At 38.5% G+C, this 16,012-nt stretch carries 10 protein-coding genes; 7 read left to right on the top strand and 3 right to left on the bottom strand.

Going from position 1 to position 16,012, the window contains the following annotated elements:
- Positions 1-687 precede the first annotated feature (687 nt).
- The 3 genes from J8L70_RS09970 to J8L70_RS09980 all read left to right on the top strand — a co-directional run bounded on the left by J8L70_RS09970 (position 688) and on the right by J8L70_RS09980 (position 5,137).
- Positions 688-1,206: an RNA polymerase sigma factor gene (locus J8L70_RS09970; RefSeq protein ID WP_211055425.1), complete on the top strand. Its 519-nt coding sequence runs from the start codon at positions 688-690 to the stop codon at positions 1,204-1,206.
- A 63-nt stretch (positions 1,207-1,269) separates the two neighbouring features.
- Positions 1,270-2,247, top strand: a complete 978-nt coding sequence (locus J8L70_RS09975; protein WP_211055426.1) for a FecR domain-containing protein — start codon at positions 1,270-1,272, stop codon at positions 2,245-2,247.
- Positions 2,248-2,281: 34 nt separating this feature from the next.
- Positions 2,282-5,137, top strand: coding sequence for a TonB-dependent receptor (locus J8L70_RS09980; RefSeq protein ID WP_211055427.1), 2,856 nt, complete (start codon positions 2,282-2,284; stop codon positions 5,135-5,137).
- Here the strand turns inward: J8L70_RS09980 and J8L70_RS09985 are convergent.
- Positions 5,134-6,921, bottom strand: coding sequence for a metallophosphoesterase (locus tag J8L70_RS09985; protein ID WP_211055428.1), 1,788 nt, complete (start codon positions 6,919-6,921; stop codon positions 5,134-5,136). The two genes, J8L70_RS09980 and J8L70_RS09985, sit on opposite strands and share 4 nt — an antisense overlap.
- 177 nt (positions 6,922-7,098) lie before the next feature.
- Between J8L70_RS09985 and J8L70_RS09990 the strand changes: the two genes are divergently transcribed.
- The 4 genes from J8L70_RS09990 (at position 7,099) to J8L70_RS10005 (ending at position 13,907) form a co-directional block, all read left to right on the top strand.
- Positions 7,099-8,163, top strand: a complete 1,065-nt coding sequence (locus tag J8L70_RS09990; protein WP_211055429.1) for a Ca2+-dependent phosphoinositide-specific phospholipase C — start codon at positions 7,099-7,101, stop codon at positions 8,161-8,163.
- A 16-nt stretch (positions 8,164-8,179) separates the two neighbouring features.
- Positions 8,180-10,903 carry a TonB-dependent receptor gene (locus tag J8L70_RS09995; RefSeq protein WP_211055430.1) on the top strand — a complete coding sequence of 908 codons (2,724 nt, stop codon included), beginning with the start codon at positions 8,180-8,182 and terminating at the stop codon, positions 10,901-10,903.
- 1,172 nt (positions 10,904-12,075) lie between these two features.
- Complete coding sequence (locus J8L70_RS10000) at positions 12,076-12,753, top strand: glutathione S-transferase family protein (protein WP_211055431.1); 678 nt, start codon at positions 12,076-12,078, stop codon at positions 12,751-12,753.
- 26 nt (positions 12,754-12,779) lie between these two features.
- The gene (locus tag J8L70_RS10005; RefSeq protein ID WP_211055432.1) at positions 12,780-13,907 is read left to right on the top strand and encodes a zinc-binding dehydrogenase; all 1,128 of its coding nucleotides are present in this window, start codon (positions 12,780-12,782) and stop codon (positions 13,905-13,907) included.
- A 596-nt stretch (positions 13,908-14,503) separates the two neighbouring features.
- Here the strand turns inward: J8L70_RS10005 and J8L70_RS10010 are convergent.
- The gene (locus J8L70_RS10010) at positions 14,504-15,478 is read right to left on the bottom strand and encodes a transposase (protein ID WP_211055433.1); all 975 of its coding nucleotides are present in this window, start codon (positions 15,476-15,478) and stop codon (positions 14,504-14,506) included.
- 149 nt (positions 15,479-15,627) lie between these two features.
- On the bottom strand, positions 15,628-16,002 hold the full coding sequence (locus tag J8L70_RS10015) for a hypothetical protein (RefSeq protein WP_211055434.1): 375 nt from the start codon (positions 16,000-16,002) through the stop codon (positions 15,628-15,630).
- Positions 16,003-16,012: the final 10 nt, after the last annotated feature.

Below are 16,012 nucleotides of genomic sequence, written 5' to 3' on the forward strand. Positions count from 1 at the left end.
CGTAGCGCCTCTTTGTGCATATATGTCTTAATCACTTAAAAACCAAAGACAAAAACCATTACTCACAAAGAGAAGTAAATGAGCGCAAATGAGAAGCCAAAAACACAAAACCAGACACGTTCTAGTTACTAAATCACTAATTCACTAATTCACTAATCACTACTCTAAAAGCGCAGCGCCTCCAGAGCGTAGCGCCTCTTTGTGCATATATGTCTTAATCACTTAAAAACCAAAGACAAAAACCATTACTCACAAAGAGAAGTAAATGAGCGCAAATGAGAAGCCAAAAACACAAAACCAGACACGTTCTAGTTACTAAATCACTAATTCACTACTCTAAAAGCGTAGCGTCTCCAAAGCGCAGCGCCTCTTTGTGCATATATTGTCTTAATCACTTAAAAAATAAAACAAAACCAATGCTCACAAAGAGAAGTAAATGAGGGTAAATGAGAAGCCAAAAACACAAGTTAAAACACGATCTAGTCATAAAATCACTAATTCACTAAATCACTACTCTAAAAGCGCAGCTTCTCCAAAGCGAAGCGCCTCTTTTTGCATATATGTCTTAATCACTTTAAAACAGTAAATAACCAATTCTTTACTTCATTAATTACCACTGTCATGTGCTGGTCATATTAGTCACCTAGTATTTATTAAAAATAAAGCCTGGACTGAGTAAGGAAAACTTTGAAAATCCCCATGCCATCTAATTTAGCTGTTGATATAGAGCAAACCGATGTACAAAGTGTGATTAAACATATTCGCCGCTTTGTCACTCGCCGTACAGCAAATACCGATAATGTTGATGACTTAGTCCAAGAGGCCTTAGTGCGAACACTAAGCAGAAATAATACCTCTGAGATTGAGAACTTTCAGGCATATATTAATCAAGTTACTAAATCAGTTATGTATAGCGATTGGCAAAAAGGTAAAACACAACCCGATAATGCCCAAGACATCGAGTTATTTACACCCGAAAGTAGCGATCCTGAATCTCAATCAATTACCCAGCAAAAATTAGAATTAGTAAAACAAGCATTAGACGAACTGCCACCATTACGACGTAAAGTATTTGAACTTCGCCGCATAGAAGGGCTGAGCCGCGAAGATATTGCCAAGCAACTTAACATGAACCCCGAATCGGTAAAAAAGCATATTACGCGCGCAATGACACAAATAACCCTTTACCTCGAAAAGTATCAATAAAATGTCCCCTTTTTCATTTATCACCGCTCTTTTTACTTACATAGTGGCAAAATAGGTTTTTTAATGAACGAACAACGTTTAGAGCAAGCCGCCGATTTTATAGATCGTATTAACGATTTAAACGAGCATGAATACAAAGAGCTTGTAGAGTGGTTATCGTGTCCTTTGAATAAAAAGGCATTTGAAAAAATGGCTAACGTATTTGGCGATCCCACTATTAAACAGTGTTTGCATACCTATGCTCAAACACATAATGTGACCACGCACACTTTCACGCCAAAGCAAAAAACCAAACAAACAACCCGATTTTTAGCCTTAGCGGCAAGTTTTGCAGCCATTGCCTTAATTGTTTATTGGCAAACGATACCAAGCCAAGTGCCGGTGTCGGCCTCTCTAGCCAAAAACATTAATAAAACGCAGCCAAAGCAAATACTTAAGGCCTCGGTGGGCGAGCGTAAATCGCAGTTATTAAATGATGGCTCGTATTTACATTTAAATGCAGACAGCGAATTAAGCGCCTCATTATTACCAAACGCCAGAGAGATAGAATTAAAAAAAGGCCAAGTTTTTTTTGATGTAGCTAAAGATAAAACACGGCCATTTATCATCAATAGCGGGCAGGCTAAAATTAAAGTACTTGGTACATCGTTTGATGTAGAGCGTAATAAAAATAATGTATTAATTACTGTTTATGAAGGCAGTGTTGAAGTATCAGCAGCAGATACTGTCGTACTCAAGCCGCCACAACAAGCCCGTGTAAAAAATGGGATTATTACATTAAGAAATGATCTTTTACTGTCTCAACTACCATCTTGGCGCACCGGCTTTATTGAGGCCGATAACGAGCCTTTATCGCACATATTAACGCAACTACAGCGTTACAGCTCTGTGCCAATCACAGTAAATAAGGCACTTAGCGACACTTTAATTAGCGGGCGATTTAATCTAGAAACTCCTAAAAGCAGCCTAATGTTAATTGCTTCTACTTATCAATGGGAAATAAAAAACACTAACAATACTTTATATTTAACAACACCTTAAATATAAATAATGACATTCTACTTAGTAAGTAACTATGACCCCATTAATTAAACGCACTTTAATTTATAGTTTTATTTATATTGGGGTTTTAGCGCACTTGCCCGCTTTAGCTAATAACTTAAAACCCTCCTCAAAAAAATCTATTTATATCGCAAGCGGTGCAATGCACAATAGCCTACAAAGTATCGCAAGCCGTTTTAATGTGTCATTTAGCTGCGATCCAATGCTAGTTAACAACAAGCAAAACACGATGGTCAGTGGCACTTACACGCTGCCTCAGGTGTTAAATTTAATATTAAAAAACAGCCAGCTTAGCTATAAAATTTTTGACCATGGTTTTGTTATTTACCAGCAAAAATTAGTATCAGATAACCATGCTATTGAAGAGGTAACGGTCAAAGGCATTCGCTATTCACTGGCCCGTTCGAGTGATTTAAAACAAAGTGTAAATACCATTAGTGATGCCATTACCGCACAAGATATTAACGATATTCCTAATACCAATTTAGCCGAGGCGTTACAGTATATTCCGGGAGTGGCAATTACGCGCGAAGCTGGTGAGGGTCGTCAAATATCATTAAGAGGTAGCTATCCCGATTTTAGTTTAGTTACTCTCAACGGCATGCCTGTACTTGCTAATAACGACTCACCAATGGACAGCCGAGTACAAAAGCAACGCGACCGCTCTTTTGATTTTAATATATTACCCGCTGAGTTATTTAAACAAATACACATATCTAAAGCCTACTCAGCAGAGCAAATAGCAGGTGGTATATCGGGTACAATTGCACTTAAAACATTAAATCCTTCAGACAACAACGACTTTGCATTTATTTTTACACCCGAAATAGGTTACAACGATTATTCTGGTACGGGGGCAAAGCGCTATTCAGCTTTAATATCAAATACATGGGGAAGTTGGGGAGCGCTTGCAAGTGTGGCTTACTCTACAAAAAACGCACTAGAGCAAGGAGCTAATACCTTTCGTTGGCGTAATATTGCCATTACCAATGCCGATTTATCCGCATTAAATGATGAGCAAATTAAGCACTTAACTCAGGGCGATTACATTATTCCTAGAGGCAACCGTTACTCTGTATGGGAGTCGTCGCAACAACGCTTTGGTGCCAATCTATCATTAGAATACAAAGACAATACTACCCATCTCGACCTTGATTTTCTATCGGGTTTTTTAAAAGGGAATAGAAACGAGTACCACTTATACCCTAGAGGCGATCAGTCCACCCCCGTGATTAAAAATATAACGGCGATCACCCACATTGAAACAAATGAAAACAACGAGCTTGTATATGCTAATTATGAAAATGCACGTGTTGCAAGTGAAAGTAGAGCGCAAAAGATTAATACCACCTACAACCAATATGTCGCGTCACTTAAGCATACGTTTGCTAACAAAGTAAAACTAAATTTGCTTTTAGGTAACGAGCAATCAAGCTATCACATTCCGTATAGTAATAAGATTTATACCCAAGGGGTGAGCGATGTTTCGATAGATTATAGAGCATCGCCATTTTATGCCGATATTAACTATAGCGAAGATTTAGAAAACCCATCGATGTGGGAAATGTATCATGGAGACTTAGAGCAGTATCGCTCTAATAGTAAATACACATTTGCAAAACTAGGCCTGCAATTTCCACTTAATAATACAATAACCGTGGCCTTTGGTGGTGATTGGACCAAGTTTAAAAACAAAATGTATAACCCTCAACAAAACGATATTTTTTTTAGCGACATAAACAACACACCTCAACAATTAAGTGAACTACCAAGTGCATTAGTGGCAGTGAAAAACGAACATAAAAGCCTAAGCTGGTTAAAAATAAATACCAATAAAGCCCTTACATTATATGGGATTGATGCATTTAATATGCAAAACAATAACGACTCGATTAGCAGTGAGCAAGAACACATACAAGAATACAGTAAAGGCGTATACACGCTACTAAGCTCGCAACAGCAACAGTGGCAGGCTCAACTTGGCGTACGTTTTCAATCAGAGTCTATTACCTCCTATAGCCAAGCTCCGCTGACTCCTATTTCGTATCAACTATGGTTGCCCACGTTTAATGCAACCTACTTTATAAATCAGCAATGGCGATTACGCGCAGGACTATCTAAAAATCATACAAAGCCCCTGCTAGATTCACTTAATCTTGCAAAGCCAAGCGATGAAACAAGTAACGTTAACTATGTATTTAACCCAAACCTAAAACCTTATACCGCTTATAATTCAGACATTTCGCTAGAGGGGAAATTAAATGGGGGCAGTACATTAAACATCGCTTTTTTTTATAAACACCTAAACAATTACATTGTAACCACACAAGTGCCCACCTCAGCAGTCACTAATTACACGCCGAGTAATACCCCCTTACTTTGGCAAAGTAATGCCGAAAACGCCTATCAATGGGGATCAGAGTTTAGTTTTAACTACTTAATTGCGCATACCTATTGGGGAGTTAATATGCAGGCGGCTTATAATGAGGGCAAAGTCACTTATTATAATAACAATACTGGAGAGGCTATTTTTAATAAAAGCCTGCCTTATTTATCTAAAATCACCGCATCATTAATGTTGTTTTACGACCATTCAAACTTTAATTTTAAAGTGGGCGCTATTTACCGTGATAAATACTTAATACGCGCGGGTTCTTTACTTATTGATGAAAATGAAACTGGATTTATGCCTACAACCTATTGGGATGCGAGTGTTAATTACTACCTTGGTGAACACTGGAAACTTAAGTTTAGTGCGTTCAATTTAACTAACGAACAAGAGCGCCAATATAGTAATTCAACCCAAAGAGCTTATAACACAACCACTAGCGGGCGTACTTTTTATATGGGATTAAGTTATCAATATTAAGTGACTTCTCCTGTGGTTAAATCAACAGTAAAGCGCTCGCCTTGGGTATAAGTACTAAATTTAGCCATAACTTTAATTAGTAGGGCTAAGTGCTGTTGTATTGGCGTTTTAACGTTACAATCGCCTTGCTCTATAAATGTATTTATATTTTGATAAAACACGCGTTGTTTAGTTGATACATCGGCACTGACATCACCATTACGTAATAAATAAAAATCGTGCAACCAGGCTTTGGTTGTTAGCTTTTTTACCGATTGGAGTAAAGCGGGCTTAACTTTATCTAAGCACTGCATTTCATTAAACCACACGCTAAAATCATTATTTTTATTAAGCCATGTCGCTAAGCTTTTGGGCCAGTCTCGCTTTAAAAAACGTTGCTGAATTAACCCAAACAAGTGACGTTTTGTAAACTCATTATAGTTTTTTGAAGCTAAAATTGAGCGATCAAAATTATCAAGATGATTGTCATTTCTAAATTGCCACTCTGTTTCGTATATACTAAATAAGTTATTAAAATTAGGTACATTCTCTAAAGTATGCGTACTGATTTTGGCTGTTGCATTATTAATATCAAGTTCGGCAACTTTATAAGCCGCTTTATAGGCTGCCAAACTAGGCACTTGCACATTAACCAATTGAGACCCCGTATTAGCGGTAATTAACGCGGTGTCGTTTAAGTGCATGTGTCCTGCAAAGTGAAGAGTTAACCCTGTTTCTGCTAAGGTTTTTGCCGTACTAGGGGTTGGTACACGCGGTAACGAAAATTGCCCTTGGCTAAACAATTTATGCAGCTCTTCGTTTGCACCATCATAAAAATCACCCATTGGAAAATGACTAAAAGCAACAAGCGCTTTATTTTGCGTTTTAGCGCGTTTAACCACCGATTTTATCCAACTTAAAAGAGCTGGCTTTGCCTGAATTAATGCATTATATCCAGCACCTGACGAGCCTTTAAAGGTCACGGGGTTATTTTCCCACTGCGGCGCATATACATTGGCATCTATTGCTAATAGCCAAACACCTTCAATCGGCTCTACTAAGTAGCTTGCATCGGCCATGGTAACGCATCGCTTTGAATTTTTAGGATCGCACCACGAAAACGCACTATTTTTATAAGGCGTTTCGTATAACACGTCATCTTTATGTTGGCTAAAACCAAAGTCGTTTAATGTGGTTAAAATTTCTTTATACCCCCAAAGCTTTAATCCATCATCGCATACAGCTTGGTGCTCAAGGCATTTTTTATGAGTGTGACTGTACACACCAAACTCTTTGCCATTAGCAGCTAAAAAGTCGGCCTTTCCACCAGCCACGCTAAAGGGTTTTACTGGATCATGATTACCGGGTATAGCAAAAAAACGCATCCCGTAGCGTATTTCATAATGGCGTAACACACGTGCCAATGCTTTTACATTAATAGGCTGTCCATCGTCTGTAAAATCTCCTGGTAGCGCTACCAGCTTAATATTTTTAGCGGCTAATTCATTTAATGCCTGAATAAACACAAAATAGTTTTCGTTAAATAGGCGCGTAGAGTGCAACTGCGAATACATACTACGTATCAATAATGACTGCTGTGTATATAAATAAGTAGGGCGTTTTATATTGGCTGTGTGTGCTATCGGAGCAAAAATATCATGTAAGTGAATATCAGCTAAAAATGCCAATTTCACTGTATTTTTTTGCTGTAGCTGCGGTTCTTCAAAATACTCTATAGCGGTTACTTTAAAAATACTTAGCGTAAATATAACAAATAATACACACCCTACTTTTACTTTATTCATAGTCATCTTATCAATACATTCTTTGTTATTAGGTAGAGCCACCTTACATAAAAAAGGGGACATTTTTAGCTAACAATATTCATCCAATTATGAAGCTTTTGTTAAACCCCTTTTTTTGTGTCCCCTAATTTATCTCTACGCGCTCTTAGCTAGCAAACGTATTAAATGAGATGTGGCATGCCTTTTTTTATTTTTGTTATTTGTAGCCTATTAACTTTTTGTGTGGCTGCTACGCCATTAAATCAATTTCAAATCATTGGCTCTCACAATAGCTATAAAAAAATGCTTAACCCGGATGTAAAAAGCCAACTTACTAAATTAAGCCCTAACTTAGTAACACGCATTGATTATGGCCATAATTCGATTATGTCGCAGTTAAATAGCGGCGTGCGTCATTTAGAAATTGATGTGTTAAATGATCCCACAGGCAATTTATATTCAAACCCTTGGGCAAATAAGGTGGCTAAAGGCACTATTATTAGCCCGTTAGAAAAACAAAAATTAGCCACTGCGGGCTTTAAAGTAATGCATATTCCCGATATTGATGTGCAAAGCGATTGTGTGTTGTTTATTGATTGTTTAACCACATTAAAAAACTGGTCAAACGCTAATGAGCAGCATTTTCCCATTGTTATCATGCTAAATGTAAAAGAAACACGCTCAGATTTAGTAGCAGGCCCAACGCCACTCATTTTTACTCCCAATGACTATCAATTACTCGATAAAACCATAAAAAATACGCTGCAAGCATTGCTGTTCACACCCGATGATTTACGCCATGTTGGATTAACATTAAATCAAAGCGTTGTTAAACATGGTTGGCCTAATGTTGACGCGCTGTTAGGCCGATTTATTTTCTTATTTGATGGCAATCACCAACAAAACCGCGATTACAAACACCAGCGCCCTTCATTAAAGGGGGCCAGTATGTTTGCTCACTACGACACAAATCAAAACGAAGCGGCGTTTATGATAGTGAACAACCCCATAAAGCACTTACATAAAATTCAACAGCTTGTAGCCAAAGGTTACCTAGTACGCACCCGTGCAGATGCATCACTAACTGATGATAACGCGCAACGCATAAAACAATTTAATGCAGCCAAACATAGCGGCGCACACATTATTTCGACCGACTTTATTGCAAACTCACCACAACATGCTCGTTTTAATTATGTTGTGCAGTTTGATCAAGGTCGTTTGGTTCGCAAAAACCCATTTACTAAATCAACTTTAAATTAAACCCCAAGGAAGCATCATGTTACACAAACCATCACGTACACTTTTAGCAACCGCTATAATCAGTTCATTTGGATTAACTGGGACTGTTTATGCTGAGCAAGGCGCACAACCAAAAATCGAAGAAATTGTTGTTCAGGGCTATCGTAATAGCCTGTTAAAGGCAAAAGATTTAAAGCGCAATGCAGTAGGATCGCAAGACTCTATTGTTGCTGAAGATATTGCTGACTTTCCCGATTTAAATTTGGCCGACTCATTACAACGAGTGCCGGGTATTGCTATTACTCGTGAAGGGGGTGAAGGGCGTCAAATATCGTTACGTGGTTTAGGAGCAAATTTCACTCAGGTACAACTAAACGGTATGGAAGCACTAGGTACCTCGTCTTCGGCAATGGACAGCCGTGGCTCGGTAAGTCGCTCTCGCGCTTTCGACTTTAATATTTTTGCCTCGGAGTTATTTCAACGTGTTGATGTAAAAAAATCATTTTCTGCCGAAATGGACGAAGGCGGCATAGGTGGAACAGTAGGCCTTCATACAGCAAAACCATTCGATTTTGATGGTTTTAATACCGCGGTATCGGCTCAGTTAGGTGACAACTCGCAAACAGACGATATAAGCCCACGCGTTGCAGTACTAATTTCAAACACCTGGGATGATAAATTTGGTGCATTATTTTCTGTCGCTTACAGCAAACGAGATGTTAACGAGCAAGGTTATAATACTTATCGCTGGCGTAAAAAGAATGCATCGGGGTCAGATATTTCACAGTTATCAGACGAATTACAAAACAAAATTAATAACGAAGAAGTAAGCTTTTCACGCGGTAGTCGTTATTCATTATTTGAAAACGAACAAGAACGCCTAGGCACCACTCTTTCTTTACAGTACCGCCCAACCAATAATCTTGAATTAGGCTTTGATGCTTTATATGGCGAATTGAATAACGACCGCAGTGAATACCATTTACAAAACAGAGGCTCAAGCTCTACAGCGATAGGGTGTACCGGCCCTGCTTACAATGATGCACCTATATGTTCAACATTAACGGAGCTTGAACTAAACGAAAACAATGATGCTATTTACTCGGTATTTGAAAACGCAGCCATTCACTCAGAAAGCCGTAATCAATATGCTAATACGAAAATAAGTCAATTTGTATTTAATACTGACTGGCAAATTAGTGACGATTTTAATATGACGGCGTTAGTGGGCCGAGCAAAAACACAGTTTGACACCGCCAGCGTAAAAATTTACCTCGAAACCTTTGGTAATGAAACCATAGATTACCGAGACGATGCATACTATGGGCAAAATACATATGGGTTCGATCCAACCGATAGTAGCTTGTTTCGCTATCACGAAATTGATTTATCAAAAGAAGAGATTACCAATACATTTGACTCAATTAAGCTCGACTTTAACTACATACTTAACGATGTTGCTAATATTAAATTTGGCTTATCAAATAAACACTTCGAAAGTGAAAACGGTGAAATCAAATCAGACAACATTAATCGCAGTGATTGGGAAAACGGTGTGCTTGATGATACCGTAGATGCCAGCCTTACATTTACAAATACCGCCCACAACAAACTACAGTGGGTAAGCGTTGACGTACCGGGCACTTTAGCAAGCATGAATATTAACCCTGAACTTGATAACCCCGACTTTACCGATAACGTTCAAGAAAAAACATTTGCTGCATATTTGCAATACGAAGCGCAATGGGAACTGGGCTCTGGGTATTTATTAGGTAATGTTGGCGTACGCCATTACGATACAACCACAAATGCAATTGGTTTAATTAACGCACAAGTGGTTAATGTTGAAAACGCTTACTCGGGTTTATTACCGGCAATAAACCTAGCGTGGGATAGTAACGACAGCCTAGTATTACGTGCAAGCTACGGCGAAAACCTAACTCGCCCTTCATTAGGGGCATTAGTACCAACAGGCGTAGTGCAAAACGACGCCACATCAACCAATGGACTAAGCATTAGCTCAGGTAACCCAAACTTAAAACCTTATGAGTCGGTTAATTTTGATTTATCTGTTGAGTATTATTTTGAAAACATAGGTTATGCAGCCGTCAGCTACTTTCATAAGTCTATCGATAATTTTATTATTACCGAAACCTACGATATTCCCTATAGCCAAACCGGATACCCTGAAAGCTTTTTAGGAGATGTAGATGAAAACGGTAACCCGCAAACAGCTGATACTATTTTTACCGTTATTCAACCACAAAACTTAGATGAAAGTGATATTAGTGGCTGGGAATTAGCCTTTCAGCGCGATTTTGATTTTTTACCCGCACCATTTAATAATCTAGGCATTATTGCTAACTATACCTTTGCTGATGGCGAAGCGTTATACCGTAATGTGGGGAATTCGGGGGTAGATCAATACAAGTCATTCCCAGGGCTTTCAGAACACTCTGGTAACTTTACTGTATATTACGACTCTGACACGTGGGGAGCTCGTATTGCTACAGCGTATAGAAGTGACTACATTGCCTCAGTTCAAGCGGGTAATGGGGATGAGGATGAAAATGGTTTTCATGCGAGTACCTACATCGATGCATCGGCGTTTTATCAAGTTAACGAAAAGCTAAAATTAACTATCGAAGCAAGTAACTTAACTAACGAACGTGAAGAGCAGTACTCTGATTCAAGCGACCGTTTATACAATACGACCGTTAATGGCCGTACTATTTATTTAGGCGCAAGTTACCGCTTTTAAATAACTTAATATCAGGCTCTATAACCTTAATAGAGCCTGATAAATTTGCTACGATTTTATTAATACCTTACCACTTTTAACTAAACGTAATTTACTCATCGTTTTCTGCCCCTCCTTTAAACATAAATCTAAATAAAACAGCCAGTGTTTGATGCTAAAGACCCCTTTATCTAAACCCAAACTACTGCTTACAAAAGACGAAGGTAAATGAGAAGAAACAACACGATCTAGTTACTAATCACTACTCTAAAAGCGTAGCGCCTCTTTGTGCATATATGTCTTAATTACTTAAAAACTAAAACAAAAACCAATGTTCACAAAGAGAAGAAAATGAGCGGAAATGAGAAGCAAATGAGCGGAAATGAGAAGCCAAAAACACGATCTAGTCACTAAATTACTACTCTAAAAGCGCAGCACCTACAAAGCGTAGCGCCTCTTTGTGCATATATGTCTTAATCACTAGCTTTAATCACTAACAAATCAAAAACAAAAAACAAAAAACAATGCTCACAAAGAGAAGAAAATGAGCGGAAATGAGAAGCCAAAAACACAAGTTAAAACACGATCTAGTCACTAAATCACTAATCACTACTCTAAAAGCGCAGCGCCTCCAGAGCGTAGCGCCTCTTTGTGCAAATATGTCTTAATGTCTTAATTACTTAAAAACTAAAACAAAAACCAATTTTCACAAAGAGAAGTAAATGGGGGTAAATGAGAAGCCAAAAACACGATCTAGTTACTAATCACTACTCCAAAAGCGTAGCGCCTCTTTGTGCATATATGTTTTAATCACTTTAAAACTAAAACAAAAAACATTGCTCACAAAGAGAAGTAAATGAGCAGAAATGAGAAGTTAAAAACACGTTCTAGTCACTAAGTCACTACTCTAAAAGCGCAGCGCCTCCAGAGCGTAGCGCCTCTTTGTGCAAATAATGGCTAATTACTTAAAAACTAAAACTACTGCTCACAAAGAGCAGTAAATGTAGAAATAAAGCCATTGTAAAATAGCATAAAACCTTCAAGCACAGGTTATTGTCAAAAAAGCAAAAGTGATTAGCGATTTACCCTATATATAAGCACAATAAAACAAGTAATAATGCACATAACTTATCTACACGCTTTTAGTTATGCTTACAGGCAATACTAAAAGCGATAAAACCAAAGGCTACATTATGATTACTTTGCATGGTTTTGCAGCTAGCAACTACTATAACGTGGTAAAACACGTACTTTTATACAAAGCACTCCCATTTAATGAACACCTTATTTATACCAGTGATGACGCCTTACTAACCATTAATCCTATGGGCAAAGTACCGGCCATAACCACCGCCGATGGCGTTAACATTGCAGAATCGAGCGTTATATGCGATTACCTCGAAGAGGCTTTCCCAAGTAACCCGTTATATCCTAACAACCCCGAAAGCCGCGCTTTAGTTCGTCAAATAATGAAAATAGCCGAGCTGTATTTTGAATTGCCAAGCAGACGCCTTATCCCCTATGCGTTTACAGGTACACAAGCCCCTGAATCACTAAAAGACGAAGTTCGCACACTATTAACCCGAGGGGTAAATGCACTTTGCCAATTAACGCATTTTTCTACATGGGTTGTAGGCGAGCAATTTACCATGGCAGACATTTACCTTTATTACGTAAACACCATTGTTACTGCGTTTGGCTCAAGCCAACTTGAGTGGGATGTAATTGCAGATATACCAGGGATGAAACAATGGCAAATTACACTAAGCCAATCTCCTATAGCCCAACAAATAGAAGCGGATCGCCAAGCAAATATGCCCGAATTTATGCAAAAAGTAACAGCACAAATTCAAGCTGCTCAGGGCCAGTAGTCATCCATAAATAAGGAACAGATATTATGACAAATACAAATACACAACTTACTTCAACCATTAACGCAGATCACACTCTAACACTTGCTTTGCAAAGCATTGATATGCCTACACCTAATGCCGACGAAGTTGTTGTGCGTATAGAAGCTGCACCATTAAACCCATCTGATTTAGGGGTCTTGTTTAGCGCAGCCGATATGACCACAGCCAAGCAGTTAGGTACTGAAGAAAGCACCGTTATTTCTGCCAGCGTGCCTGCGCAGTTTATGCCGTCGCTTGAAAAGCGTGTAAATAAAGCCGTTCCCGTTGGTAATGAAGGCGCGGGGGTTGTGGTTGCTGCAGGTTCGTCGGCAACGGCACAAGCCTTAATGGGTAAAACAGTGGCAGTGATTGGAGGGGGTACGTACCGTAAGTTTTTATGCGCTAATGTGCAAAGCTGTTTGGTACTAAAAGAAGGCACAACCGCAAAAGAAGGGGCATCGTCTTTTGTTAATCCACTGACCGCTTTAGCCATGGTTGAAACCATGCGTGCAGAGGGTCATAAAGCAATTATTCATGCCGCGGCCGCCTCTAATTTAGGACAAATGCTTAACCGTGTGTGTATTGCCGATAACGTTGATTTAATTAATATTGTACGCAAGCCCGAGCAAGAAACATTATTGCGTAACATGGGAGCAAAATACGTAATAAATTCAACTAGCGACACGTTTATTAACGACTTAACGGCCGCGATAATTGAAACTGGCGCAACCATTTCATTCGACCCTATTGGCGGCGGGAAATTAACAAGCGATATTTTAAATTGTATGGAAGTAGCCGCCTCGCGCGATATGCAAGAGCACAGCTTGTATGGTTCAGATACATTTAAACAAGCGTATATATACGGTGCATTAGATCGTGGCCCCATTACGCTTAATCGTAACTTTGGTTTTGCTTGGGCTGTAAATGGCTTTTTACTCTTTAATGCATTAGGCAAATTAGGAGCCGAAACAGTCATGGCAATGCGCCAACGTGTAGCCAACGAAATAACCACCACTTTTGCAAGCCACTATACTCACGAAGTATCACTTAATGGCGCTTTGCAATTAAAAGCCATAGAGGGTTATTCAAAACAAGCCACAGGCGAAAAATATTTAATTAACCCGCAGGCTTAATTAAATACAGCTAGTTGCTCATTTAAAAGCAGGAATCAAAAAGGTTTCTGCTTTTTTATTTTCCTTCCCAAAAATAAACTAGATAAAAAATAAACTAGACAGCCGCTTTAATTTTGCGAACAAAACAATCCCTTTCAATTTTATTTTTTGTTAATAATTTATCTTTTATTACTCGATAGAAAAATAAACTAGACAGCCACTTTAATTTTACGAACAAAACAATCTCTTTTAATTTTATTTTTTGTTAAGAAAAAATAAACTAGACAGCCACTTTAATTTTGCGAACAAAACAATCCCTTTCAATTTTATTTTTTGTTAAGAGTTTACCTTTTATTACTCGATTACTTCTATTTCATCCATAAAAGAAAAATAAACTAGACAGAAAAATAAACTAGACAGCCACTTTAATTTTACGAACAGAACAATCTCTTTCAATTTGATTTTTTGTTAAGAATGTATCTTTTATTACTCGATTACTTCTATTTCATCCATAAAAAACAAATTAGCACGCTTAAACCTAAATTTGTCCCATGGAAATGTGCTGCATGATGCAGTTGTGATTTATTACTGAATAGTTTTACTGAGCAGCTTAAGTTTTATGCGAATAGTTTCTTGCAGTTACTAATGTTCGCTCGCCGCTTTCTGTTTAAGTTTTCACAGTAACTGACTTGTGAGGCAGGCCTGCCGACTGCACCATGAAATACACGAGTGAATTTGGTGGTGAGCTTTAACCAGTTTTCGGGGGAAATATTCATTCTTTCGAGTAAGGGTAAGTGCGTACTTGCAATATAACCATGTTTGTCTTCTCGTATACAGCGCCCTGTTAGCTCAACAAGTTCAAGGTACGATTTAAACTCAAACGGCAACCCTTTTGGCATTGTTTGACGTGGCTTGCCTGCAAAGCGAAGCAGTGGTTTTGGTTGCTTGCCTTCTTTTGCATATGTTAAACGTTGTTGGACACTGGTATGGTCTGACTCCTCTGGCGTTTTAGCTATCTTGGCTCTAATGGGGTTTAAATCAACATACGCCATACAAGCGCCAAGAGCTGCTTCATCTAATAATGCTTGCGATTTGAATCTGCCTTCCCAGAATCGGCCTGTGCAGTTATCTTCTTTATTTGCTCTGCGGGCTATATTTTCATTTAATAACCGCATAAACCAACTAATACTCGATAAACGCTTTCGATATTGTTTTACTGTTTGATTAAAAAAGATAAGTTCGGCATTGCTTAGCGTTTCGCCCTGTATATATTTTTGCGTAAGTAAGGTGCCTTTACAGAGCTTATGCCAACGAATGATAATCGCTTTATCATTCAGACGATTCACTTTTTTATCATCAACATGCAGTACTAAGTGAGTGTGGTTACTCATAACAGCATAAGCACATACATCAATACAAAATACTTTGGCTAATTTAAGCAGTTTTTCTTCAACCCAGCCTCTGCGGTGCTCGTATGACTTGCCGGTAAAATCGTCTTTGCCACATAAATATGCACGGCGCACACAACGCGAAATACAGTGGTAATATTTTGTATCAACCAAACTTATTTGTCGTTTTCTTGCAATTGCCATGTGACACCCTGCTTGTTTTTGGCACTAAACAAAGGCTAGCCTCTAACTTATAAAAGTGCAAAATTTAAAGTGGGTGTCTTGTTAGTTGTCTTTGTTAGTTGTCTTTTTGTTAGTTGTCTTGTTGTTAATTGTCGCCTTCAAGATTTTTGTTAACAGTATGTCTTTGCAAGTTCAACCAAGCTGTTCTCTAATGCTAACCCAACAGCTTTTGTTTCAACATAGCCAAAGATTATTCTCTCTTGAGCACGAAACCAAACACGCTCATCAAAAACACGTACATCTAAGTAAAAACCAACCTTCGAATAGTGAGAGGGATCTGCATCTATGCCTTTAGCTACTTGCACTGCTTTCAAATCAGCAAGGAAATCACCATCTACGCGAAACCTTACAGACTCTTTTTTTTGAGTCTTAACGTCAAACTTTTCCGAGAATCTATCGACGATATCAGAAAATAATTTGGCGTCACAAACATCAAGAGTTGCCTGAGCTCGCGGTGCTACAACATCTAAAATCACTTGGAGCAAAAATTCCTCC

Origin of the sequence: Pseudoalteromonas sp. MMG010 (assembly GCF_018100905.1) — a bacterium.
Classification (GTDB): domain Bacteria; phylum Pseudomonadota; class Gammaproteobacteria; order Enterobacterales; family Alteromonadaceae; genus Pseudoalteromonas.

Coding starts and splice junctions, on each gene's coding strand:
- J8L70_RS09975 (WP_211055426.1), top strand. CDS start 1,270: ATGAACGAACAACGTTTAGAGCAAGCCGCCGATTTTATAGATCGTATT.
- J8L70_RS09980 (WP_211055427.1), top strand. CDS start 2,282: ATGACCCCATTAATTAAACGCACTTTAATTTATAGTTTTATTTATATT.
- J8L70_RS09985 (WP_211055428.1), bottom strand. CDS start 6,921: ATGAATAAAGTAAAAGTAGGGTGTGTATTATTTGTTATATTTACGCTA.
- J8L70_RS09990 (WP_211055429.1), top strand. CDS start 7,099: ATGCCTTTTTTTATTTTTGTTATTTGTAGCCTATTAACTTTTTGTGTG.
- J8L70_RS09995 (WP_211055430.1), top strand. CDS start 8,180: ATGTTACACAAACCATCACGTACACTTTTAGCAACCGCTATAATCAGT.
- J8L70_RS10000 (WP_211055431.1), top strand. CDS start 12,076: ATGATTACTTTGCATGGTTTTGCAGCTAGCAACTACTATAACGTGGTA.
- J8L70_RS10005 (WP_211055432.1), top strand. CDS start 12,780: ATGACAAATACAAATACACAACTTACTTCAACCATTAACGCAGATCAC.
- J8L70_RS10010 (WP_211055433.1), bottom strand. CDS start 15,478: ATGGCAATTGCAAGAAAACGACAAATAAGTTTGGTTGATACAAAATAT.